The sequence below is a fragment of the Halopseudomonas salina genome, from assembly GCF_008641105.1.
Genome location: NZ_VTTI01000013.1, coordinates 1 through 23,393, shown reverse-complemented (window position 1 = coordinate 23,393; position 23,393 = coordinate 1). Strand labels below are relative to the sequence as shown.

Below are 23,393 nucleotides of genomic sequence, written 5' to 3'. Positions count from 1 at the left end.
ATCACCTAGAGAGAGAATGCAATGACAAGAATAATAAAGCGCAATACGTGCCTGGTCGGCGTTGCTACAGCCCTTGCAGCCGGAATGCTTGGCTGGTCCGTCAGTTACGCGGATGAGCCCGCTGGCGCCGTGGCCCACATGCCCGCAATGGCAAGCGGAGAGTGGTTGAGCTACGACCGCACGCTGGCCGGCCAGCGCCACAGTCCTTTGACCGATCTGAATGAACAGACAGTCGGCAAGCTGGGCCTGGCATGGTCTATAGATCTGGATAACAACCGCGGGCTTGAAGCAACACCGCTTTACAGCGACGGCGTGCTCTACACCTCACTGTCGTGGAGCCGGGTGATGGCGGTTGACGCCGTATCCGGGGAGATTCTCTGGAGTTTCGATCCAAAAGTGAACAAGGCCAAGGGCAGGCATGCATGCTGTGATGCGGTAAACCGCGGAGTGGCTCTGCATGAAGGCAAGGTCTACGTGGGTACGCTGGATGGACGGTTGATCGCCCTGGACGCCAAGACCGGTAACGAGGTCTGGAGCCAGCAAACGACCGATAACAGCCAGCCCTACACCATCACTGCTGCGCCCCGCGTGGTCAAGGGCATGATCATGATCGGCAATGGCGGTGCCGAGTTCGGCGTGCGCGGCTATTTTTCTGCCTATGACGCCCAGACAGGCGAGATGCGCTGGCGCTTCTATACTGTGCCTGCTGATCCCTCCAAGCCGGTAGAGCACCCTGAGTTGCTGGAAGCGGCCAAAACCTGGAGCAAGGATACCGACTGGTCACTGGGCGGCGGCGGTACCGCCTGGGACAGTATGGCTTACGATCCGGAGCTTGACCTGCTGTATGTCGGCACTGGCAATGGCTCGCCCTGGAACCGTGAAATTCGCAGCCCAGGCGGTGGAGATAACCTGTTTCTATCATCCATTCTGGCTGTACGACCGGATACCGGAAAACTGGTCTGGCACTACCAGGTCAACCCCGGCGATACCTGGGATTTTACTGCGACCCAGCAGATCACCCTGGCCAACCTGGAGATCGACGGCAAGGAGCGTCAGGTATTGATGCAGGCGCCCAAGAATGGCTTTTTCTATGTGCTTGATCGCGCTACGGGTGAACTCCTGTCGGCAGAAAAATTCGGCAAGGTGACCTGGGCCGAACGCATCGACATGGCCACTGGACGTCCAGTGGAAACACCCGGTGCGCGCTACGAGGAAGAAATGATAGTCATGTGGCCAAGCCCCTTCGGCGCGCATAACTGGCATCCGATGTCCTTCAACCCCCAGACCGGTCTGGTCTACATTCCCTACCAGGAAGTACCGGGCACCTACAGTAACGAGGGCAAGGGTTTCGTCAAGCGTGAGGCATTCAATACCGGTGCGGGATCCTCGGAAATCACTGAACTGCCCCGAGAGTATACTTCCGGCGCACTGGTGGCCTGGGACCCGGTGAAGCAGGAGGCGGCCTGGCGCGTAGAGCATGATAATCACTGGAATGGTGGTACCTTGACCACGGCGGGGAATCTGGTGTTTCAGGGCACTGCGGCCGGCAAGCTGGTTGCCTATACCGCGGACGAGGGTGAGCAACTCTGGGACTTTGACGCGCAGACCGGCATCATCGCCGCACCGATGACCTTCAAGCACGGCGATGATCAATATATTGCATTGATGGCCGGTTGGGGTGGGGCCGCTGCCTTGTTTGGCGGTGATGCGGCGGTAGCCACCGGCGTACGTAATGTCAGTCGCATGCTGGTATTCAAGGTCGGGGGCCAGGCCACATTGCCGGCGTTGGCCGAACCGCCAGCATCAGAGCGTGTGCCGGAACCGGTCATAGCAGCGAAGGCTGATGTTGAGGCAGGCAAGCTGTTGTATGCGCAATATTGCGCGGTCTGTCACGGTGCGGGTGTAATTGGCGGTGGCGTGCTGCCGGACCTGCGCCATTCGGCCGAGCCAGTGCGCGCCGCCTACCAGGCCATCCTTCTGGAAGGCCTGCTGCAGTCCCAGGGTATGCCCAGCTTCGCCACCAGCCTGACGCCTGAGCAGGTGGATAACATTCGGCTGTATGTCCTGCATCGGGAGTACGAGACCTACATGCAGGCGATGCAGGTGTCAGCCGAGTCGACTGGGGAGGGATCCACTGCTGCCGAGTAATTACTCTAATATCAGTAATCCTTATGATAGGCTCGTTTAAAGCGCTTGCGCTTTTCTCGGGCCTGTTCACTGTTATGCTGAAAACAGGCCTGTATCGATGCCAGGCGCTGTAGTTCAGCCAATAACAAGAGGCCGGTAAAACCCGGCCCGTGTGAACCAGGATGACTGACCTTATGAATATGAAAGGCGGTGCCATAATTCCTATAGCCGCCGGCGACGTGGGGAATGAATCCACAAAGCCAGGCAACGACGTACCCCTGCTGCTCTCCACCAAGCTCATACCGCCACGCCTGGGGCGAGGTATTCTGCCCCGGTCGCGTCTCGAGGATATGGCGGCTCAGGTAGCCGAAAGACGTCTTTCCTTGCTCAAGGCGCCTCCCGGATTCGGCAAGACAACCCTGGCGACTATCTGGGCAGATCGGCTTGGCTCCCAGGGTCATACTGTTGCCTGGTTGTCACTGGACGAGGAGGATGAGTCAGTCCAGCGTGTGCTTTTCTACCTGGCTGCGGCTCTGAATCAAGCTGCGCCTGAGGTTGGGCGGGCCTGTCTGAGCCTGCGTGCCGAGCTGACCTTTTTCACCATGGAAACCCTGGCCAGCCTGCTGATTAATGAGCTGACAGGCTACGGCCGGCCCGTGGTGCTTTTTATCGACGATTTTCATCGTATCAGCGACAGCGTTCTGGTCGGTGCATTGCGTTTCTTTCTGCAGCGGGCTCCCGATCTGCTGCACGTAGTGCTCATTGGGCGCCGCGAACTGCCCAACGCCTTGTTGGAACACCTGTATGCCGATGACCTGCTCGAGGTGGATGGCCATCACCTGCGGTTCATTCTGGATGAGACCCGCGACCTCCTGAAGAAGGCCGGTGTGGAGCTGGAACAGGCTGGCGAACTAAGCGCGATTCAGCAGGGTTCGGATGGCTGGATTGCTTCCTTGCGTGCTTTCCTGCTGACGCCACAGATCAATCCTGGTGGTCGGCCGCGACTGGCCACGCGCAGCATCTGTATTCTCTTTGATGAGCTGATGCAGTCTCTGGAAGCCTCCAGTCGCGAGCATTTGTATCAACTGGGATTGCTCGACAAGTTCAGTGTTGGTCTGCTTACCGAGTTGTTCGGAGCGCCTCGGGCGCGCCAAATGTTGACCCTGTTGCAACAACGCCAACTGTTTATCAGCGCTCTGGACGAGAGTGAAAACTGGTTCAGCCTGCACCCGTTGTTTCGCAGCTACCTGAAGAAAGAGTGCATCGAGCAGGATGAGTTGGCTGCCCGTGACCTGCTACTGCGCGCGGCAAGCTGGTTTGCACTGCACGAGTATTGGCTGGACGCGATTCGTCTAGGGCTTGAAAGTGGCCATACAGAAGCGGTGCGGGAGTGGATAAACCAGTGCGCAATGGAATTGCTTGAACAGGGAGATTTCACCACTCTGGTCATGCTTGAGAAGCGCTGGAAGCTTCAGGAGTTCGACGCCCCAATCCAACTGAAAATGGCGCGGGCATGGGCCATGGGGCTCGCCCTTGAAGTGGATGCTGCGCAGACATTGCTAGCGGAAGTGCAAAGCCGGACGGGTCCTGAAAGTACGCTCGAGAAGCGTCCTCTGTATTGGGAAATGCAGGCCCTCAATGCCATGTTGCTGGGTCTGGCAGATCACAATGAACGCTCCGGAGCGCTTGCAGTCAGCTGTTTCGAAGCCGTGCCGCTTCGTCCCTGGGTGACGAACGTACTGCTCAATCTGATGAGTTGCAGCCATTACCACGCCAGCCGCTGGGATGCGTTTTACACGCTACCGCCAAGTCTGCTGGACAACAGTCCGACACCGAACCTGCTGTTCCATGATTGCTATCGGCAATCGATTCATGCCCTGGCGGAGTCTGCCCAGGGCCGTATAGGTCCTGCAACCGAATGTCTTCACATTCTGCTGGCGCGGATCGACCAGACCTTTGATCTCAGCCTCAATCGACCCAATCCGGCTCTTGTGGCGTTACCTCAGGCCTTGTTGGCGCAACTGGCCTACCTGCGCGGGGACAGCCAGTTGGCCGAGTCTTATCTGGCCCAGTGCATGGATTTTATCGCCATGGGTGGATTCCTCGACTGCATGGCCGCGGCCTATTGCACCAGTGCGCGCCTGCAGTGGCGGAGAGGATTCGCGACCCGTGCCCGGCGGACCCTCGAGCAGCTCGATGTATTGGCAACACAGCGCAAATGGACGCGATTACGCGCCAGGGTACTGCTGGAGCGGACCTGGTTGAACCTGCGCGATGGCAAGCACCGCGAGGCTATTGCGTGCAGCCACTATCTGGTGGAACTGGCTGCCGAACAGGGCGAAGACGTGAGTCTGGATCGCCAGGTGTACGCACATCTGGGTGCGCTCTGGCTGGCCGTCAATGGGCTGGAGTCGAAAGCTGGCCTTTTGGCAAGTAGCGCTGCTTTACTTGCCGAGCTTGAACAGAGGCAGTTGCAGATTATGTATGCAGAAGTTGCCCTGGCGACAGGTGTGTTGTGTTGCATACAGGGTGAAAGAGAGCGCGGCGAAAATCTGCTTGGCAAAGTACTTGGCGTCGTGCGTGAGACCGGGGCTATCAGTGTGCTGCAGGATTTACCCGTAGCGGATCTATGTGGTGCTTTGGAGGGCAAGGTGTCGGATGAATGGTGGACCGGCGCTCAGGGGTGGTTCAGCGAGAATCTGCCCGATGAGGGAGCGGTAACCGTGTGCAATGCAGCTCTGCTTGAGTTGACTGTGAAAGAGCGCCAGGTAATGCACTTGGTGGCCGAGGGCAAATCGAACAAACAGATCGCACGTGACCTGAACGTAACACCAGAAACCATCAAATCCCATATGAAAAGTATCTTTGCCAAACTCAAGGTAGATAACCGTGCTCAGGCAGCAGTGATGCTGCAGACTGGTTGAGGGGATTTGCAGGACGGGCAGGGAGCCTGTGCAGAAGAGGCGTTGTACTTTTCGGGTAAATAAACCGCCGCCCGGCATGACCGGAGCGGCGGTTTTTTTCTAGCGGATACCCGAGGCGCGCAGGGCGTTGGGGGTGTAATCGGCGGACGATGCCTCGAAGTTGGTGTCGTAGTTCTCACGCTCTTCGTTGGTCATGCCCAGTGCCACATAGCGGCCGTTCTGAAGGTCATACAGGGTTTCGACTGCATAGCTGGGGATCTTTTCGTCGTAACGCTGCAAGGCGATAGCTTCTGCTACACGCCAGAGGCCGCCACGACCGTCGTAGTGATCCAGAGCCGCCACTTGCCAGTTATCCTCGTTGATGAAAAAGTGACGTTTGGCGTAAACATGGCGCTGGCCTTCTCGCAGAGTGGCCTCGACCTCCCATACGCGGTGCTTTTCGTAGCGCACAAGGTCCTGATTGATATGGCCGGCCTGGATAATCTGGTCGTACTTGATATCCGGCGAAGCGATCTTGTAGTTGTTGTACGGAATCAGCATCTCGCGCTTGCCAATGAGCTTCCAGTTGTAGCGATCTGGCGCGCCATTGTAGAAGTCGTAATTGTCGGAGGTTCTGGTGCCGTCTGAGCCGAAGGCTGGACCGTCATAGGCCACCTGGGGAGCCCGGCGCACGCGACGCTGGCCGGCGTTATAGATCCATGCCAGACGCGGTTCCTTGACCTGGTTGATAAACTCGTGCACCAGTAATACGTCACCGGCCAGACGCGAAGGCGAGAGAACGCGCTGGGTAAAATAGAACATCAGATTAGGGTTGGTTTGTGCGTTGTAATCAGTCAGTGCCGTTGCAAAGGTAAATTCATCCTTGAATACCACCATGGTATTGGAGCCGTTCGCCTGCGGCGTGGCCTGTGCGATGGTGCGGCTGAAGCTGCCACCGCGGTAGCGGGTAATATGGTTCCATACCGCCTCGACACCCGTTTTGGGGATCGGGAAAGGGTAGGCGGTGTCAAAATTCTCCAGGCCGTTGCCACCTTCCACTGTCACGGTATTGACTGCGTTGCGCGCCACTGCTGCGAACACTTCATCCGGCACGGTGTTACTGCGCCGCGACGGATAAACGTGCATGCGATAGGTCTCGGGATAGCGGGCAAACATGGCCAACTGGCCGGGGCTGATCTGGTCAGCATATTGCTCTACGTTGTCTGCCGTGACGGTGAACAGCTTCTGATCATCAGCAAAGGGGTCCGAGAAAAAGCCGTTCTCGCTTACGGATGCTGCATCGGTTGGCAGGCCGCCAGTCCATTCTGGAATAGTGCCCTCGGCGTTACCCGCGCGCTCGGCGCCCATGGGCGTGAGCGTTGTTTGCAGTGTCGCTGCCTCTTCAACCGATACTGCCGCCGATACCGCCATTGCCAGGCTGCTCAAAGCAAGCACGGCAAAGGTTTGGCGACCCAGGTTCTTGATTACTTTCATATTGTTCTCCATCCAGGTCAGAAGTTCGCACCAACGCTCAGCGCAATAAAGTCACGATCGACCATGGCGTTGTAATCGCCATCGAAGAAGTTCGTGTAATTGATGCTGGCGTTGTATTTGTTGTTATACAGGGCATTCAGGCCGATGCTGGCGGCCTTTGATCCTTCGTTGAAGTTCGGGCCATAGCCCTCCACGTCCCAGGCAAAGGCGACGTTGGGTGTCAGTTGAACACCTGCAAAGCCACGGTACTCGAGTGATGCCACGGTGCGCAGGCCCCAGGAATGCTGCGTGTAGAAACCTTCGTCGTTGCAGTATTTGGGTTGGGAGGCGTTGAGCGCTGTTTCACACAGACCGGGTATCGGCAGTTCGCCGGAGCCGTAGAGCGAATCACGGCCAAAACGCAGCTCGGTGGGGCTGCTCTTGATACCCCCGATGTGGTTGTAACCCACTTCACCCACCATGGTCAGACGGTCAGCGCCCCAGACGTTGTCAATGAAGTTGATAACGGTGACTTGTGCCTGGGTGACGGGCATACGCTTGTAGCCCGGCAGGTCAGTGCCCGGGGCTGCCGGTACGCCGAATACGGATCCGCCCACACCCTGGGAGTTGACTGGAGAAACCGGATTGCCAGCCGCGCCAAGTGCAGCACCTACCAGATCGTTCGTGCTGATCTGCAGTGGCTGATTAGGGCGATAGCTGACTTCACCCGATACTGACATGCCGCCCAGGTTAGTCTGGAAGCTGACCCCATAAAGCCGGATATCCTCTGGGTACTCGATGTAATAAGCGGCGTCGACCGGGATCTCCCAAGCATTGGTATCATTGTTGAAACCGAAGCCGCCCGGATTAGCAGCGCCCGTGCCAGCGGTAGTACTGAATACCGGATTACGGCTGTGATAGTTCATCGCGAACAGGCCGAATTCGGTCTGGTTGAGACTGTCTACGTACAAACGGAAGGCAACACCAAACTGACCGCTATCACTTGCTTCCCGATTTTTGGTTCGCGGTACGTAAGCGAAGGGGTTCAGCGGTGAGTTTGCTGCTGCTTGAGAGCCGCCAATACCTACCTGACCGCAACCCTTGGCCACCGAGTCGGTAAACGAGAAGAAGGTGCCACAGTTGTCCAGTACGGTGGGATCCCATTCGAGCTGGTAGAAGGCTTCCATACCCAGGTTGTCGGTCAGACTCTGGGAAACAAAAAGCATGTTGACCGGAATCAGGCCTTCCTTGATCTCGGCGCCCGGGCGGCGGAATGCCGCTACGTCAATCGGGTTGATACTGTTTACGCTGTTCTGAATGAAGGTACTTTCACCCCAACTGACCACCTGCTTGCCTACGCGAACGGAGCCTGGCAGGTTACCGATGTTGTAGTTGTGATAGATGAAAGCATCCAGAATCTGGCCGCCGGATGACTTGGCTGCCTGGCGACGTCCGCTATCATTGACATCATAGAGTTCGCGACTGCCGTCCTTGGTTTCGAAGTCATACCAGTATTTGCCCCGCACAAACACGCCGGTATTCTCGTATTGCAATGAGAGGTCATGGGTGGCTTTGAAAATGGTCGAGAAGGGTTCGCCTTTCTTGAAGTTCAGGCGGCCATCATCGGAGTTGGCGGCGTTGGCTTTGCCTCCGTTGTTGACCCAGATCAGATCGTCGTCGATGTCGCTGGTGCCAATGCTGGTGCCTACCGACATCTGTGAATCGAACTGGCCCTGTATTTCGCCGAGATCAAATCGGGCTGCATGGGCGGGTAGGGAAAGGGCTATTGCTACAGCCACGGTCAATGGCTTGAGCAAGACATTGAAGCTTTGCGTTTTTGTTGTTCTAGTCATGGTATTCCTCGCGCCGGGCGCTTGTTGTTATTGGGAACCCTTGGCAAGTGCATGCTGGCTTTATGTTCAGCCTTCCTGATGGCCCGCCATGCAGGCCACCGCACTCCTTACGACACTAGTCGCCTGTATGGTCGTGATGTACCCCCCTAATGGGGGGGAAGGCTCCCCCGGATTCAGCGACAGTCGTGTTGGGCTCTGGTGCAAAGGTTACAAAGCAGTGAGTAAACCGGGATAATGCGCGCCATCAGACAAGGAGAAATATCAATGCCCCTAACCGACGCGCAGATTCAGTTGGCTATTGTCAGTGCAGTGCTGTTGCTGGGCTGGGCGTTGACGGCATGGCTACAGGTGCGCCGCCAGGCAGGCCTGCAACGCGAGCTCGAAGAGGCTCGGCGCCAAACCGAGCAACAGCGCGAGCTCTGCCAGCAACTGCAGCTTGAAGCGCATCAACAGCACAGTGAACGCGCGGGACTCCAGGTACGTCTCGAACATCTGCACGAAAATGTCGAATCCCTGCGCGAACAACACCGGCAGGGCCAAACGCGACAAAGTGAGCTGGAGCGGCAGGCCCATGACTGGCAGGTGCGGGCTGAAAAAGCCCAGACGCTTGGCGAGGAGCAGAGCCGCCAGTTGGAATCGGTTAAACAGGAGCGTGATGCGTTCAACGCTCGACTGCAGGAATTGCAGGCCAGCCATGAGGCTCTGGGGATTGAGCATTCCACCTTGCAGAATACCCTCGAACACCGTCAGCAGCATTTTACCGAGCAACAGCAGTTGCTCAAGGACAGTCGCGACCAGCTCAAACTGGAGTTCGAACAGCTCGCCAGCCGGATATTCGAAGCCAAGGGGCAGGCATTCTCGCAACAGAGCCAGCAGTCCCTGGATAACCTGCTCAAACCCTTCCGTGAGCAGATCGACCAATTTCGCCTCAAGGTCGAGGACATACACCACAAGGACACGCAGCAACAGGCGACCCTGGCCAGTGAGCTCAACCACCTCAAGGAGCTCAACCGGCAGATTACCCAGGAAGCCCATGATCTGAGCACGGCTTTGCGTGGACAGAAGAAAACCCAGGGCAACTGGGGCGAGCTGATCCTGGAGAACGTGCTGGAACGTTCAGGGCTGGTGGCAGGCAAGGATTTCAAGCGCGAAGTGAGCATGACCAACAGCGAAGGCCAGCGTCAGCGTCCGGATGTGCTGGTCTACCTGCCCCAGGAAAAGCATCTGATCATCGACGCGAAGGTGTCACTCAACGCCTACACGCGATATATCAACAGCGAGGACGATAGCGAGCGCCGCATCGCCCTGGCCGAGCACGTGCAGGCCATCGGCCAGCGCATTCGTGAGCTGTCTGATCGCAACTACTTTGATTTGCCCGGCTTGAACGCGCCGGAGATGGTTTTCATGTTCATTCCGATCGAATCTGCCTTTGTCGAGGCGCTCAGGGCTGATGAGACTCTGTTTCAGAAAGCCATCGAGCAGAACGTGCTGGTCGCCACGCCCACTACCTTGCTGACCAGTCTCAATATCGTTCGCCAGTTGTGGCGCTTCGAGGATCAGAATCGCCACACCGCAGAGCTCGCCGAGCGGGCTGCCAAGGTGCACGACAAGCTGCGCACCTTTCTGGGGAGCATGGATGGCATCGGCAAGAGTCTGGAAAAGGCGTCTGATGCCTATCAGAAGGCCTGTGATCAGTTGGTTGGTGGGCGTGGCAACCTTGTGAAACAGGTCAATGACTTCAAGGATCTGGGTGTATCGGTCAAGGCGGAGCTGGGCGAAACCTGGCGCGATCGGGCAGATCTTGAACTGGGTCATGACGTTCCGGGCGACATCAACTGATCAGAACTCGATTCGCCCTGGCCAAACCCAGTGTATAGACTGAAAAAAACAGGCGCAGGGGAATTGGATGAATGTGCTGAAGCAGGGCGCGCTATTTGTACGCGCCAATCTGTGGATTGTGCCGCTGGTAGCGATGTTGATCTGGGTGCTGTTCCGCTTTCTCGATCCAGCACCGCCACGGCACATCGCAATGGTGACAGGTGGTGAGGGTGGCGGTTATCACCAGTTCGGGCTGGCGCTCAAGGAGCGCCTGGCCGAGGATGGGGTGACGCTGGAGCTGCACAGCACCCGCGGCTCAATGGATAATCTGGAGCGGCTTACCGCTGATTCTCCCGACGTGCAGCTGGGGTTGATCCAAAGCGGGACGACCCGCTTGATAGAGCGCTCCAGGTTGAAAAAGCTCGAAGGCCTGGCTGCCTTGTATCATGAGCCCCTGTGGCTTTTTCAACGTGCTGGTCTGCAGGTTGAACGGCTGTCTGACCTGCACGGCAAGCGTTTGGCGGTTGGCAGCGAAGGCAGCGGCACCTGGGCCGTGGTGGGCAGTCTGTTCGAGGCCCATGGCGATGCGGGCAGGCTCCAGAATCTGGACGGCGGGAATTGGCAGAAATTGCCTGGCAAGGCTGCCGCCGAGGCGCTGCAGAATGGCGAGCTTGACGCGGCGTTCTTTGTTCTGCCGGCGGACAATGAGCGCATAGCCAGTTTGATATCCGACCCCGGTCTGGAGCTGGTGAGCCTCACACGGGCGCGAGCCTACGCGGCCAGGTTGACCTTTCTGGACCACCTGACCGTTACCGAGGGATTGCTGGATATCGCTGGCAACGTGCCGCGCCAGGATCTTGAGTTGCTTTCGCCCGTGGCTACCCTGATCGCCAACGAGACTTTTCACCCGGCATTGACTTCCCTGGTGCTGGAAGCATCACGCGAGGTCCTCAGTGAGGGCAACCTGCTCGATCCTGCTGGCGCCTTTCCCGCCGCCAAACCTCTAGAGCTGACCCTGACTGGTGAAGCGGACTATTACCATCGCCAGGGCGTGCCTTTTCTGCAGCGGTATCTGCCGTTCTGGATAGCGTCAATCGTTGATCGCTATGTGGTGTTGCTGATTCCATTCATCGCCATCATGGTGCCTTTGCTGCGCAGCATGGGACCGATCTACAGCTGGCGTATGCGTGCCCGCGTATTTCGCTGGTATGCCCAGCTGCGGGAGGTCGACAAGCTTATTCACCAGGGCCGGATACAGGGCGTGCTTGAGGAGCAGGTCGAACGCTTGCATCGACTGCAGGATGAGCTGACCCAGGTCGATGTTCCCCTGTCCTATGCCCATGAGCTATACAGCCTGCATTTACACGTGCGCTACATGATTAACCGTTTGGAAAGCATGCGCGCCAGCTCTCAGGAATCCGCTGCGGACGACGAGCTGGAATGACGCATGACAAACTCCTGCACCTGATCAACCACCGGCTCCCACCATTGCAGCGGGTCTGCCATCACCACAATGATCGTCAAATGGTGCAGTGATTCGTAGTAATGGGTTTCAACCGCAGTCCCCGCGCTGCGCAGCTTTTCGGTCAATTGGCCGGTGTTTCGCTGGGGATCGACCAGCTTGTCAGGTGTGGCCGCCATCAACAGCGCCGGTGGGCTCTGAGGCCTGGCATGGTAATAGGGCTGGGACGTCTCTGGGGTGTCGGGATGATGGAAGATGGGCTTGACGTCCGGATTGATGATTGGCAGAAATTCATAGGGGCCGGACAAGCCGATCCATCCAGCCAAATGTTGCGGACTCATGCCGTGTTCTCCGAGCCAGCGTTCGTCCAGGGCGAGCATGGCCGCGTTATAGGCCCCTGCGCTGTGCCCCATGACGAACAAGGGTTGGCGTCGGGTTTGCCAGGTATCCTGTTGTTTGCGCACCCAGGCGGTCGCTGCGGCGCTGTCCTCGACAAAGGCGGGGTAGGTGACCTCCGGATACACCCGGTAATCAGCTACCACGGTGATGATGCCGCGTGACGCCAGGGCTTCGCCGACAAAGGCGTAATCTGCCCGATCACCGTTCCGCCAGCTGCCGCCATAGAAAAAAACCACTACGGGCGCTTCGGCCACGCCCTCCAGTGGCATATAGACATCGAGCTTTTGCCGATCATTCTCACCGTAGGCCTGGTCTGGCAACAAAATGTAGGTGTCATCGGGCACCAGAAGATTTACCGGCGCAAGGGGTGAACAGGCGGTGCTGAGAACTGCCAGCAAAGCCAGTAGAATTTTTGCCGAACGAATGGACATGGTGCACGATCCCTGAACTTGACGTAGTTTTGACTGTGAACTTTCACTGGTGCAAGGCTTGAGAATGGATCAGGGCGCAGTGAGTTCAATCGACAAGCTGTTACAAGTCGTTGCGTGCGCCTTCTATCCGGCCGGCAGCAAACCTAACATGCCTTGACTATATGTAGCCTTGAGCACCCAGAAGCTTTGAATAAGGATCGAACATGAAGGATGTGTTGAATCGTGCGCTGGCGGCTGTAGATCAGGTAGTGATGGGGAAGGAGCATGCAGTAAAACTGGCCGTAGCCTGCATCCTTGCTCGTGGCCACCTGCTGATCGAAGACCTGCCTGGTATGGGCAAGACCACGCTTTCCCAGGCTTTGTCACGGGTCATGGGCATGAGCTATCAGCGTATCCAGTTCACCAGCGATCTGCTGCCCGGCGACATTCTCGGCACCTCGGTTTTCGACCGCAATACGGCCCAGTTTGTCTTTCATCCAGGGCCGATTTTTGCCGAGTTGGTGCTGGCCGATGAAATCAACCGTGCCACTCCAAAAAGCCAGAGCGCATTGCTGGAGGCGATGGAGGAGTATCAGGTGACGGTTGACGGGGCCACACGGAAACTGCCGGATCCATTTTTTGTTATAGCTACCCAGAATCCGGTGTCCCAGGCTGGTACCTATGCCTTGCCCGAGTCTCAGCTTGACCGGTTTCTGATGCGCCTGTCCCTGGGCTACCCGGGGCCAGCCGCCGAGAAAGCGCTGCTCCTGGGTGAAGATCGCAATGCCCGTCTGGGTCGCGTGGAGCCGGTGCTGGACCGCGCGACTCTCAAGAGCCTGCAGGAGAGCGTGCCGCAGATCACCGCCAGCCCGGCAATCATTGATTACATACTCCGGCTGGTTAACCGCACCCGTGAAAGCCAGGTATGTGCCTGGGGCCTGTCGCCGCGCGCCAGCCTCGGTCTGTTGGCCGCGTCCCGCGCCTGGGCAATGCTCGAGCATCGCAGCTACGTGATCCCCGAGGACGTGCAGGCCGTATTGCCGTCGGTAGTCAGCCATCGCCTGCGCGCCAGTGAAGATCCGGCAGGCCACGGCGGTGGCGGTCTGGCCCAGTGGCTGCTGAATGAGGTGGAAGCGGTTTGAAGTCCGTGCAGCAACGCGCCAGGAGCCTGTTCGACAGATGGCTCACAAGACGCATTCCGGCCGCTGCGCGGATGACCCTGTCACATCGGCAAATCTTCATTGTGCCCACGCGCGCCGGGCTGGCGCTGCTGCTACTGCTGCTGATCATGTTGATCGGCGCGATCAACTATCAGAACAGCCTGGTGTATGGGGTGACTTTTCTGTTGGGCAGTCTCTTCTGGGTGTCGTTACACCACACGTACCGCAACCTCGCAAGTCTGGAAGTACATGCCGCAGGCAGCAGCCCGGTGTTTGCCGGAGAAATGGCGCCCCTTGATCTGAATCTGCTCGCACCACGGCACGAGCACCAGGCCCTGGTGTTTTCCTGGCCGGATGCTCAATCACGTCAGATCGACATAGAGCGCAATGGCGAGTCGCGCATCACCCTGTACTACCCTAGCAGCAAGCGTGGGTGGTTGAAGCCCGGGCGATTGCGAATCGAGACCCGTTATCCGCTTGGCTGGTTTGTTGCCTGGAGCCTTGTGGACCTGGACTGGCAGGTGCTGGTCTATCCACGGGCTATCAGTTTGCCACTTCCGGCGCTGGCCCTTGGAGGGGAGGGGGAAACCGAACAGCTGTTGGCCGAAGGTACGGACGATTTTCAGGGGCTGCGCGACTATCAGCCCGGCGACTCGCGCCGGCGCCTGGACTGGCGGGCTTATTCCCGCGGCCAGGGCCTGCACAGCAAGGTTTTTGCCGAACCGGCGGGAACAACGCACTGGCTTGATCTGGCCCACACGCCCGGTGCCGATATGGAGCAGCGCTTGAGCCACCTCGCTGGTTGGGTCATGCAGTTGGAACAGGCAGGCCAGCCTTATGGTCTGCAAGTGGGTGAGACGCGCATCGATCCTGGTATAGGGGTGCAACACCGCGATCGCTGCCTGCGCACCCTGGCATTATTCGGGAGCGGGCAATGAAATCGACAACACACAAGACCCACACCCTTATACCGCGAAACAGCCTTGCCTGGCTTCTCACTGCGCAGATTGTCGTGCTGCTGCCGCATCTGCCGCGTTTGCCGTTGTGGGTTACCGTCATATGGGTTGGGTGCGCCCTCTGGCGCGTGCAGATCCAGCGGATGCGCTGGGCTTACCCCGGAATCATATTCAAGACCCTGGGGATTGTGGCTATTGGGGCCGGCGTCTGGCTTACCGAGCGAACACTAATCGGCCTGGATGCAGCGGTAATGCTGCTGCTTCTGCTGTTCATGTTCAAACTGCTGGAGATGCGCAACCCCCGTGACGCGATCGTGGTGATCTACCTGGGTTTCTTTATTGTCGCTACCGCGTTTCTGTTCGACCAGTCGATCTTGCTGGCGCTGTATCAGTTGTTCTCCCTGCTGGTTCTCGTTGCGGCGCTGGTAGGTCTGCAGCAGACGGCGGGGCGTAACGACCCATCCCGTGCGCTGCGCACCGGGTCGGTGCTGTTATTGCAGGCGGTGCCGCTGATGCTGGTGCTGTTCTTTCTCTTCCCGCGTATCGGGCCGCTCTGGTCTGTGGATACACCCGGCGGCCGTGCAACTACCGGGCTTGCAGAAAGTATGGCGCCGGGAGACATAGCCGATCTTGCCCGGTCAAGTGAGCTGGCTTTTCGTGTTCAGTTCGATGAAGAGATTCCCGCCCACGATACGCTCTACTGGCGTGCACTGACGCTATCGAGCTTCGATGGCCGCAGGTGGAGTCATCTGGATTTTGCCTCACGTGCAGAGCCCGGTAACTGGGAGCCGCTTGGCGAGCCCATGGGTTATCAGGTAACCACGCGGGCTACCCAGCAGCCCTGGGTGTTCAGCTTGCGCGGAGCCACTACCAAGGATAAAAGGCTGGTACTGACCCGGGACTTCATGCTTCGCTCCCGCCGGCCGCTCAGCGATACCACCAGCTATCGGGCCACCTCCTACCAACAGAGCCTGCTTGAGCCACAAGGGCTGACCGAAACGCAGCAGCGCCTGTACACGATACTCCCGGAGGAGGTAGACCCGCGTAGCAGGGCCTTTGCAGCCGAACTGCGCAACCAATACCCCGATGACGCCGAGCTGGTCCAGGCGCTCCTGCGCTATTTCAATTCGGAACCGTTTTTTTACACCCTGCGACCCGAAACGCTCGGAGTGAATACCAATGATGAGTTTCTCTTTGATTCCAGGCGCGGTTTCTGCGCCCATTTCGCTGGTGCCATGGCTTTCGTGCTGCGCGCTGCGGGAATTCCTGCGCGCATCGTCGCTGGGTATCAGGGTGGCGAGATCAACCCTGCGGGAAACTATGTATTGGTGCACCAGTTTGACGCCCATGCCTGGGTTGAGGCTTGGCTGCCCGGTCAAGGCTGGACGTCGGTCGACCCTACCTTTCAGGTGGCACCGCAGCGCATCGAGCGCGGCATCCAGCAGGCACTTCAGGGCGAGGGCAGCTTTCTCGAGGACTCGCCACTCTCAGCTGCCCGCTACCGGGATATCAACTGGGTCAACAGGATCCGGTTGCAATGGGACGAGATCAATTTTCAATGGCAGTTGCGCGTGCTGGGATTTCAATCCGACAGCCAGGCGGGATTCTTTCAGCGCTGGCTGGGAACCACTGATTGGCAACGTATCGGTGTGATTCTGTTGGCCTGTGCCGCTTTGGTCATGATCCCCCTGGCATTGTGGACGCTGCGCCCCGGGCGCATGCCGCAGGATCCAAGGCGTCGATCCTGGGCACGGCTGGATCGACGGCTACAGCGGCTGGATTTGCAGGCCAAACGGGGCGAGGGACCGCGTGACTGGCAAGCACGCTTGAGTAGTGCATTGCCCGGCAGCAAAGCGGAACTGGCGGCGTACTTCGATGAGTATGTGCGTCAGACCTATGCGAGCGAGAGCCGAGCTGATCGCACCATGCAGGGGCAGCTGCACAATCTCGAGCGCATGCTGACCAGGTCTTTGCCTCGCAGGTTGCCACCTGGTCGCATCGCATCCCTTGATACGGACGACTTGCCCGGACGTTCCACCCGCCTATAATGAGGCTTGCCGCCACCCTGGCGTTTTCAATCTTGCAGCGGAGCACCCATGCATCCTTTCAGCGCTATCAAACCGCCCCCCCTTGCAGTCGGACTCGGGCTTGCCGGATTGATCCCCTTCGTCAGCGCAGCCCTGGGACTATGGGTGACCCCCGAGGCATGGCGGGAGCGGGTGATGGAGGAACTGCTCAATTACGCTGCAGTGATTCTCGCTTTCATGGGGGCGATTCACTGGGGCCTGGCCATGCGCGCGGACGAGGCCAGCGATCAGGCCCCAGTGCAACTGGGCCTGTCGGTCATACCCCCACTGCTGGGTTGGGTAGCCTTGAGCCTACCCATCGATTTGGCTCTACCCGTGTTTTTTGTCGCCTTTGCCGGACTGTATTTTGCAGACATCTGGGCGGTCAACCACGGTCTGGCGCCGGTCTGGTACCCGGCATTACGCAAGCCACTGAGCTTCGTGGTAATCGCTTCACTGCTGATTGCCTGGCTGGCAACCTGGGTGAACAGATAGCCGGTCGATCAGGATTTCTTGACGAATTCGGACTTGAGCTTCATCGGTCCGATACCGTCAATCTTGCAATCAATATCGTGATCGCCGTCTACCAGGCGGATGTTCTTCACCTTGGTTCCGACCTTGACTACCAGCGAAGTACCCTTGACCTTGAGGTCCTTGATCACGGTGACCACATCGCCATCCTCGAGCGGGTTGCCATTGGCATCGCGGATGACCGCCGCGCCGCCAACTGATCCGGATTCGGCTTCGGCTGACCATTCATTGCCGCATTCTGGGCAGACCAGCATCGCTGCATCCTGGTAGGTATACTCGGACTGGCACTGGGGGCAGGGTGGTAAATCACTCATGGGGTACCTGGCTATTGACTGGTTGGGAGGCGGAATGATGACCAGTCAATCGGCCTCTGTCCAATCGAACTCCATTTGCCGTGCAGTGGCTATCGCCAGATCACGGCCCGCCAGGCGCTCGACTAGGTGCAGGCTCATGTCGATCCCGGCGGAAATGCCGGCGGAGCTGACGACTCTGCCCTCGTCCACCCATCGCTGGTCTGACAGTACCGTCACCTGCGGAAATTGCTCGCGCAGATCGTCGATGTCCTCCCAATGCGTCGTGGCGCGGCGGTTGTCGAGCAATCCCGCCTTGGCTACCAGAAAGGCACCAGTGCAAACCGAAGCTACCAGACACTGCGTAGCGGCTTCCCTGATCCAGCTGATGACGTGCGGCTTTTCCAGTTCATCGGTGACCACGCCGCCGGGAATAACAAGCAGATCCAGATGGGGAGCATCCTCCAGGGAGTGGTCAGTGTGCACCAGTAATCCGGCCCGCGCCCGAACCGATGTGGTTTCAGCAAGCAAGGTTACATTGAATAACGGCGGGTCCTGGGGATGGGAGCGTGCCCACACTCGTGCTGCAGTGGTAAGGACTTCGAAGGGGCCGGCGAAATCGAGCACTTCCACGTCCTCGAATACGAAAATACCCACCTGCACCGTTCGTACTTCGTCCATGAATGTCTCCACTATTTCCTGATGGCCAACAGGCAAATCCCCACTACACTGGCGACGGCGCCACCGATGAAATACCACATGGTGTTGTCGGTATACCGGCCGGTTACTGTCTCTACCAATTGCTCCCCCACCGATTGTGATGATTGCCAGCCAAAGAACAGCATGATCAAGCCTGCGACCAGTAGAGCGATACCCATTATCTGCTGTGTTTTCATTATTGGAGCCTTATCCCTGGTGTATTGTGCCCGGGCAGTATTGCACGACCTGAGAGTGGCAAGAAGCCAGTTGCAAAAAGCTACGTCATCAATACAGCGGTTACCAGCTTCGAGTGGACATTCGCACAGGCGAATGTGTAGTGGCCGAAGTCCTGCTGCGTTGGCGCTACCCTCCTGGTCAGCCACCGAAGTCGGTGAAGGCTAATACCCCGGCGCCGCCTACATAAAGCGAGAGCATGAGCACGCTCTCGATCCCTATAGAATTGCCAGCAGGACGATCTGCATGATGTTCTGCACTGACGCGACTGCATGTTCCAGATTGATCCGCGGGTAGCTTATATCCGCCAATCCGAGAAACGCTGTTTGCACTGCAATCCCGCCCAGGGCATTGCTGATGGCCAGGGAGGGCCTGCCATCGAGGGCAGCGGTTATCGACGTGGTGAGCCCCGGGAGCGAGGTGACCATGCCCAGGAACACGCTGCCTGCCATGGCCTCGCCAATACCTGTGCGGTCGGCGAAGCGATCAGCGAGCCCTGCCAGCCAGGTGCCGGTGAACAGGATCACCACGCCAGCGAGGGCAAACAACCCGATGTTCTGCCACAGGGAGAGCGTTCCCAAGTCCATTATCAACTCCTTTGCTCTGAGCGCTGAGAGTTTGGACCGCCCGGCGGCCTGGGGGTTTCACCCGCTATCGGTACGGTTGCTGATCTTCATTCACAGTGAAAGCGGTGAACCCTCACCTTATTCCGACGTCACACCTAGAAGACATCCGAGGCAAGGAGGACAGCATGAGCGAAGACCACAAGCATCCTGGCGAGAACAACCTGCCGCACAAACCCACCCCGGACCAGGAGGAGCCGCTGGAGAACCTGGAGGGGCCCGTCGACGGGGAGAATCTCAACCAGGTGGACCCTGCCAAGCTACGCGAGAACCTGGAGGAAGAGGACAAGGACGATTGATGAAGGTGTGTGGGTAGGAAGCCCGCTTTTCAGCGGGCTTTTTGCACCTGTTGAGCCTGACTCGTCTCTCGGCAAACTACTCGGGATGGAGCGTTCTGGTGGGTAAAACAGCCAAAGTCATGCTGATCGTGCTGGTGCTACTGCTGTTGGCTGCCGGTACCCTGGTGTATTTCGTGCCCGAATCCCAATGGGCGCGCAACTGGATCGAGGATCAGGCAAGCCAGCGACTGGAAGGCCGCGAAGTGAACATAGCGGATATCTCGGTCGAGTGGGGCTGGCCGCCGGTATTCACGATCGAGGGCATTCGCATTGCCAATACCGAATGGGCCGAACACGAGTATATGGTCAACATTGACACGCTTGAGTTTGCACCGGCGATGGGAGATCTGCTGGGCGGTAAAATTGGCATGCAGCGCCTGATTCTGGAGCAACCCCGCGTGCATCTGGCCCGGCGTGCGGACGGCACGACCAATTGGGGTGAATTGACCAGCGAAGATGACAACGAGCCACCCATGGTGCCCGATACGCTGGCGATCGAGGACGGGCGGCTGACCTATCAGGATGCGCAGTTGGACGCGTCAATCGAAGCCAGCGTTGCGACCCGAACAGCGGCAGACAGCGATCGGCGTCTGATGGTTAGCGGGGAGGGCCAGTGGCAAGGCAAACCGCTGCATTTCGATGCCTGGGGCGCGGCCCCGCTGGAGGCGCTTGACGAAGAGGACGCCTATCCACTCAGGCTCGAGGGCAATCTGGGCGAGCTGCAGGTGCGCTTCGATGGCCAGGCGCGTGATCCGCTGCAGCCGCAGGTCATGCAAGGCAGTTTCGAATTGTCAGCACCCGAGGAAACGGAGCTGGCAACCATGTTCGGCTATCCGGATCTGGCATTCCCGTCCTTCCAGCTGCAGGGCCGGCTGGAGCGTGACGGACCGCGCTGGATGCTCGAGGAGCTGCAGCTTGAATCTGCCGAAACCGATATCGACGGCGAGATGACCCTGGTCCTCGAAGACCCGCTGCGTCTGGATGCGCAGCTGCACGCAACCAGTCTGGACCTGAATCGCTGGAACGTCCTGGAACGATTAACCGCCGAGCAGCAACAACCTGAAAGTGAGAACAAACAACCACTTGCCGAGCGTCTCGCCGATCAATTCGAGATGTTGCGAGGCCGTGAAATCGAGTTGGCGTTGAAGGTGGACGAGCTGCTCTACGGCAACCATTCACTGCGCAATCTGACCCTCACTGCCAGCCTCGACGAGCGAGAACTGAATGTCTCTGAACTGCAGGCGCAACAGGGCGACGGACAATTTCAAGCCAGTGGATCGCTGCTGCTGGAAAAGGATGATGTGACCGGAGAGATCAATGCCCAGGTCGAGCAGTTTCATCTGGGCGATGCGCTGGAGCCAATCCGCTCGACCGACCTCGGTACGCTGGATGGCGACCTGCATATACGCTTTCGCGAGGGCGTGATGACATTGCACGAGACCGAGGTGGCCTATGACGCTCCGGCCCAGCAATTCAGTATCCAGTTGCAGGCGGACTCCAGGCAGTTGCCCGACGACCCGGTGCCGGGCCTGCAGGCAAAGGGCACCGGCTTTCGCAACGGCGAGCCCTTTCGATTCGATCTTGAGCTCGGTCCGCTGCTTGATCTGACCGAGGCCCAGAAACCCTATCCGGTGAAAGGTACGCTCGCCTCTCGGGATACCACGCTCTATGTAGACGGCACCCTCGTCAGGCCGCTGGAACTGGCGTCGGTGGATACGCAGTTCCGGCTCGAAGGACCCAATCCCGACCGGATCAACGAGATTACCCAGTTGAGCCTGCCATCATTGCCGCCTTATCACATCGAGGGACGGCTGCGCTGGGATGACCCCATACTGCGTCTGACCGACTTCAGTGGCGGTTTTGGCGAAAGCCAGCTCTCGGGAGACCTGCGGCTGCGTACCGGAGAACCGCCCAAGATCTGGGCGACACTGTACTCGGAAAGCCTGGATTATGATGATCTGCGTCCGCTATGGGGCAGCCCGCCCGGTACCGGCGAAGGAGAAGTGGCCTCGGCAGAACAGCGCCGTGAGGCGCGGCGGCAGGAAGAGTCCGGTCGCTTCTTTTCCGATGAGCCCTGGAGTCCGGAGGCGCTGCGCCGCATGGACGCAGAGGTCGACCTGACCGCTGCCCACGTGTATGCCAAAGGGCTGCCTTTGCAGGAACTCGAGATGGAAATGGACCTGCAGGATGGGCAGCTCAATCTGCGGCCTCTCAGATTTGGTCTGGGCGGCGGGACCGTGGACACTGATATCCGCATCGACGCCGGTGGAGCTGAGGTGACAGGCCAGCTTGATGCGTCCGCCACTGGTGTGAACCTCAAGCCGCTGCTGCGCGACGATTTTCCAGACGTTGCCCGGGATTCGGCTGGCATCATCGGCGGGAAGGCGGATATGAGTTTCACCGGGCTATCGATGGCTGATTTCATGGCTGGCGCGGATGGCCAGCTGGAACTGGCAATGTCAGGCGGGCATCTGGATATGCTGGCCCTGGAACTGCTGGGCCTGGACGCAGGGGAGGCCCTGGTGGCCGCCCTGGCCGAGGCCGATCAGGTGCCGATCCGTTGTGCCTACGTTCGGCTGCAGGCCGATGGAGGGATGGTGGACCTGTCGCAGTTGTTCATGGATACCGACGACAGCAACTTTACCGGTAAAGGATCTATTGACCTGAGCACCGAGCAGATCGATATGGAGCTCGAGGGCCACCCCAAGGATGTCAGCGTATTTACCGCCAACTCTCCGGTAATGCTGCGAGGCACGCTGGATTCTCCCAGTGTCGAGGTCACCAGTACCGAGCTGTTCGCCAGGGGGGTTGCCAGTGTTATCGGCCTGGCGGTGGCTCCGCCACTGGCAATTCTGCCCTGGGTGGACGCGGGTATGGGCGAAGGCGTCGGGCCGGGGTGCCGCCAGGTATTGAGTGAATATGAGTCAGCGCGGTGAAAGCGGAATTTCAATGTAGCAGCAGACTGCTCATTGCAGACAATTTTTCACAATTGACCAGTATCAATTTTTCCCGATCAGCCCACGCGTAGCCTTGGGACACGGGCAACCAGATTGCCCATCCCCGGGTTAATGGAGTTCTGATCATGAAAACCTTCCTTTCCCTGCTCATGCTGTGGTTTGTCGCAGCATTCGCAGTGCCGGCTCTCGCCGAGCATCCGCGCGGCAGCGCAGACGTAGCCTATGTTCCCGATGTGACCTTCACCCTGCGCACTGATATCGCAGATGGCAAGCTGGTCTATGTCAGCGAGGCAGGGCCCACCAAGGGCCAGGTCAACCCCGATCTGAAGGTCGCCGAAGGCGCAGTTGTACAGATCAACGTGGTCAACGGCGATGGCGCGCTGCATGACCTGGCCATTCCAGAGTTCGACGTCAACTCCGATCAGATTGGCGGCAAGGGCTCTGCTACCGCAGTTGTGTTCCGGGCCAACAAGAGTGGCGTATTCGAATACCTGTGTACCTTGCCGGGGCACAAGGCGGCCGGAATGTTCGGCAAGCTGATTGTGGGCGATCCACAGGAGCAGCCGGAGAATGAATTCCCCGATCTTTCGAAGAATCCGAGCCAGGTGGGCGAGCCGGTTGGCAAGCGCGGACCCAAGGAGGTCAATATCGATCTGGAAACCACCGAGGTACAGGGTCGCCTGAGTGATGGCAGCAGCTATAAATTCTGGACATTCAACAACACCGTCCCCGGCCCGATGATTCGCGTGCGGGTCGGCGATACCGTCAATGTCAACATGAAGAACTCGATCGACAGCGCCCACATCCATTCAGTGGACTTCCATGCGGCGACTGGCCCTGGCGGCGGCGCAGCAGTAACCCAGGCGGCTCCGGGTCAATCCAAGAGCTTCTCGTTCAAGGCACTCGCGCCGGGCCTGTATGTCTACCATTGCGCCACGCCTATGGTCGCCCAACACATCACCAACGGGATGTACGGCATGATTCTGGTTGAGCCCGAGGGTGGTCTGAAGCCGGTCGACTTTTTTGCTCAGGCCCATGGTTCCGCAGGTCTTCAGGAGTTCTCGCTGGAAAAGATGCTGGACGAGAATCCCGGG

General features: G+C 58.6%; 18 protein-coding genes. 11 read left to right on the top strand and 7 right to left on the bottom strand.

Features of this window, described 5'->3' with window-relative positions:
- Window positions 1–21 precede the first annotated feature (21 nt).
- Complete coding sequence (locus FZF01_RS17050) at window positions 22–2,148, top strand: PQQ-dependent dehydrogenase, methanol/ethanol family (RefSeq protein ID WP_150276807.1); 2,127 nt, start codon at window positions 22–24, stop codon at window positions 2,146–2,148.
- A gap of 173 nt (window positions 2,149–2,321) precedes the next feature.
- Complete coding sequence (locus FZF01_RS17045; RefSeq protein WP_188434446.1) at window positions 2,322–5,051, top strand: LuxR C-terminal-related transcriptional regulator; 2,730 nt, start codon at window positions 2,322–2,324, stop codon at window positions 5,049–5,051.
- Between the two features lie 99 nt (window positions 5,052–5,150).
- Here FZF01_RS17045 and FZF01_RS17040 read toward each other — a convergent pair whose 3' ends face one another.
- Both FZF01_RS17040 and FZF01_RS17035 read right to left on the bottom strand, forming a co-directional pair.
- A complete protein-coding gene (locus tag FZF01_RS17040) occupies window positions 5,151–6,524 on the bottom strand; it encodes a DUF1329 domain-containing protein (protein ID WP_150276809.1) in 1,374 nt (457 codons plus the stop codon).
- Between the two features lie 17 nt (window positions 6,525–6,541).
- Window positions 6,542–8,356, bottom strand: coding sequence for a DUF1302 domain-containing protein (locus tag FZF01_RS17035; RefSeq protein WP_150276811.1), 1,815 nt, complete (start codon window positions 8,354–8,356; stop codon window positions 6,542–6,544).
- Window positions 8,357–8,620: 264 nt separating this feature from the next.
- On the opposite strand from FZF01_RS17035, the gene rmuC reads away from it, so the two are divergent.
- Window positions 8,621–10,195, top strand: coding sequence for a DNA recombination protein RmuC (gene rmuC / locus FZF01_RS17030; protein ID WP_150276813.1), 1,575 nt, complete (start codon window positions 8,621–8,623; stop codon window positions 10,193–10,195).
- Window positions 10,196–10,262: 67 nt separating this feature from the next.
- Window positions 10,263–11,618: a TAXI family TRAP transporter solute-binding subunit gene (locus tag FZF01_RS17025; protein ID WP_150276814.1), complete on the top strand. Its 1,356-nt coding sequence runs from the start codon at window positions 10,263–10,265 to the stop codon at window positions 11,616–11,618.
- On the opposite strand, the gene FZF01_RS17020 is transcribed toward FZF01_RS17025, so the two are convergent.
- A complete protein-coding gene (locus FZF01_RS17020) occupies window positions 11,585–12,466 on the bottom strand; it encodes an alpha/beta hydrolase (protein ID WP_150276815.1) in 882 nt (293 codons plus the stop codon). The genes FZF01_RS17025 and FZF01_RS17020 overlap by 34 nt on opposite strands.
- Window positions 12,467–12,669: 203 nt before the next feature.
- Between FZF01_RS17020 and FZF01_RS17015 the strand changes: the two genes are divergently transcribed.
- From FZF01_RS17015 to FZF01_RS17000, 4 genes are read left to right on the top strand one after another with little or no spacing between them, the layout of a single operon-like run.
- On the top strand, window positions 12,670–13,587 hold the full coding sequence (locus FZF01_RS17015) for an AAA family ATPase (RefSeq protein ID WP_150276816.1): 918 nt from the start codon (window positions 12,670–12,672) through the stop codon (window positions 13,585–13,587).
- A gap of 5 nt (window positions 13,588–13,592) precedes the next feature.
- Entirely contained in the window at window positions 13,593–14,543 is a 951-nt protein-coding gene (locus tag FZF01_RS17010) for a DUF58 domain-containing protein (RefSeq protein WP_150277104.1), read from the top strand.
- Window positions 14,540–16,609, top strand: coding sequence for a transglutaminase family protein (locus tag FZF01_RS17005; protein ID WP_150276818.1), 2,070 nt, complete (start codon window positions 14,540–14,542; stop codon window positions 16,607–16,609). The genes FZF01_RS17010 and FZF01_RS17005 overlap by 4 nt, the downstream gene beginning before the upstream one ends.
- 48 nt (window positions 16,610–16,657) lie before the next feature.
- The gene (locus FZF01_RS17000) at window positions 16,658–17,122 is read left to right on the top strand and encodes a DUF3429 domain-containing protein (RefSeq protein WP_150276820.1); all 465 of its coding nucleotides are present in this window, start codon (window positions 16,658–16,660) and stop codon (window positions 17,120–17,122) included.
- Window positions 17,123–17,130: 8 nt separating this feature from the next.
- Here the strand turns inward: FZF01_RS17000 and FZF01_RS16995 are convergent, their stop codons facing one another.
- From FZF01_RS16995 to FZF01_RS16980, 4 genes are all read right to left on the bottom strand, one after another.
- Complete coding sequence (locus FZF01_RS16995) at window positions 17,131–17,472, bottom strand: zinc ribbon domain-containing protein YjdM (RefSeq protein ID WP_150276821.1); 342 nt, start codon at window positions 17,470–17,472, stop codon at window positions 17,131–17,133.
- A gap of 45 nt (window positions 17,473–17,517) precedes the next feature.
- The gene (locus FZF01_RS16990; protein ID WP_150276823.1) at window positions 17,518–18,129 is read right to left on the bottom strand and encodes a DJ-1/PfpI family protein; all 612 of its coding nucleotides are present in this window, start codon (window positions 18,127–18,129) and stop codon (window positions 17,518–17,520) included.
- 11 nt (window positions 18,130–18,140) lie between these two features.
- Window positions 18,141–18,344, bottom strand: a complete 204-nt coding sequence (locus FZF01_RS16985) for a DUF3185 family protein (protein WP_150276824.1) — start codon at window positions 18,342–18,344, stop codon at window positions 18,141–18,143.
- 255 nt (window positions 18,345–18,599) lie between these two features.
- Window positions 18,600–18,968 (bottom strand): hypothetical protein, encoded by a 369-nt coding sequence (locus tag FZF01_RS16980; protein ID WP_150276826.1) that lies wholly within the window; start codon window positions 18,966–18,968, stop codon window positions 18,600–18,602.
- Window positions 18,969–19,132: 164 nt separating this feature from the next.
- Between FZF01_RS16980 and FZF01_RS19430 the strand changes: the two genes are divergently transcribed.
- From FZF01_RS19430 to FZF01_RS16970, 3 genes are all read left to right on the top strand, one after another.
- Window positions 19,133–19,303 carry a hypothetical protein gene (locus FZF01_RS19430; RefSeq protein ID WP_188434445.1) on the top strand — a complete coding sequence of 57 codons (171 nt, stop codon included), beginning with the start codon at window positions 19,133–19,135 and terminating at the stop codon, window positions 19,301–19,303.
- A gap of 98 nt (window positions 19,304–19,401) precedes the next feature.
- A complete protein-coding gene (locus tag FZF01_RS16975; protein WP_150276827.1) occupies window positions 19,402–22,278 on the top strand; it encodes an AsmA family protein in 2,877 nt (958 codons plus the stop codon).
- A gap of 146 nt (window positions 22,279–22,424) precedes the next feature.
- The coding region (locus FZF01_RS16970; RefSeq protein ID WP_190325450.1) for a multicopper oxidase domain-containing protein at window positions 22,425–23,393 on the top strand (969 nt) is incomplete at its 3' end.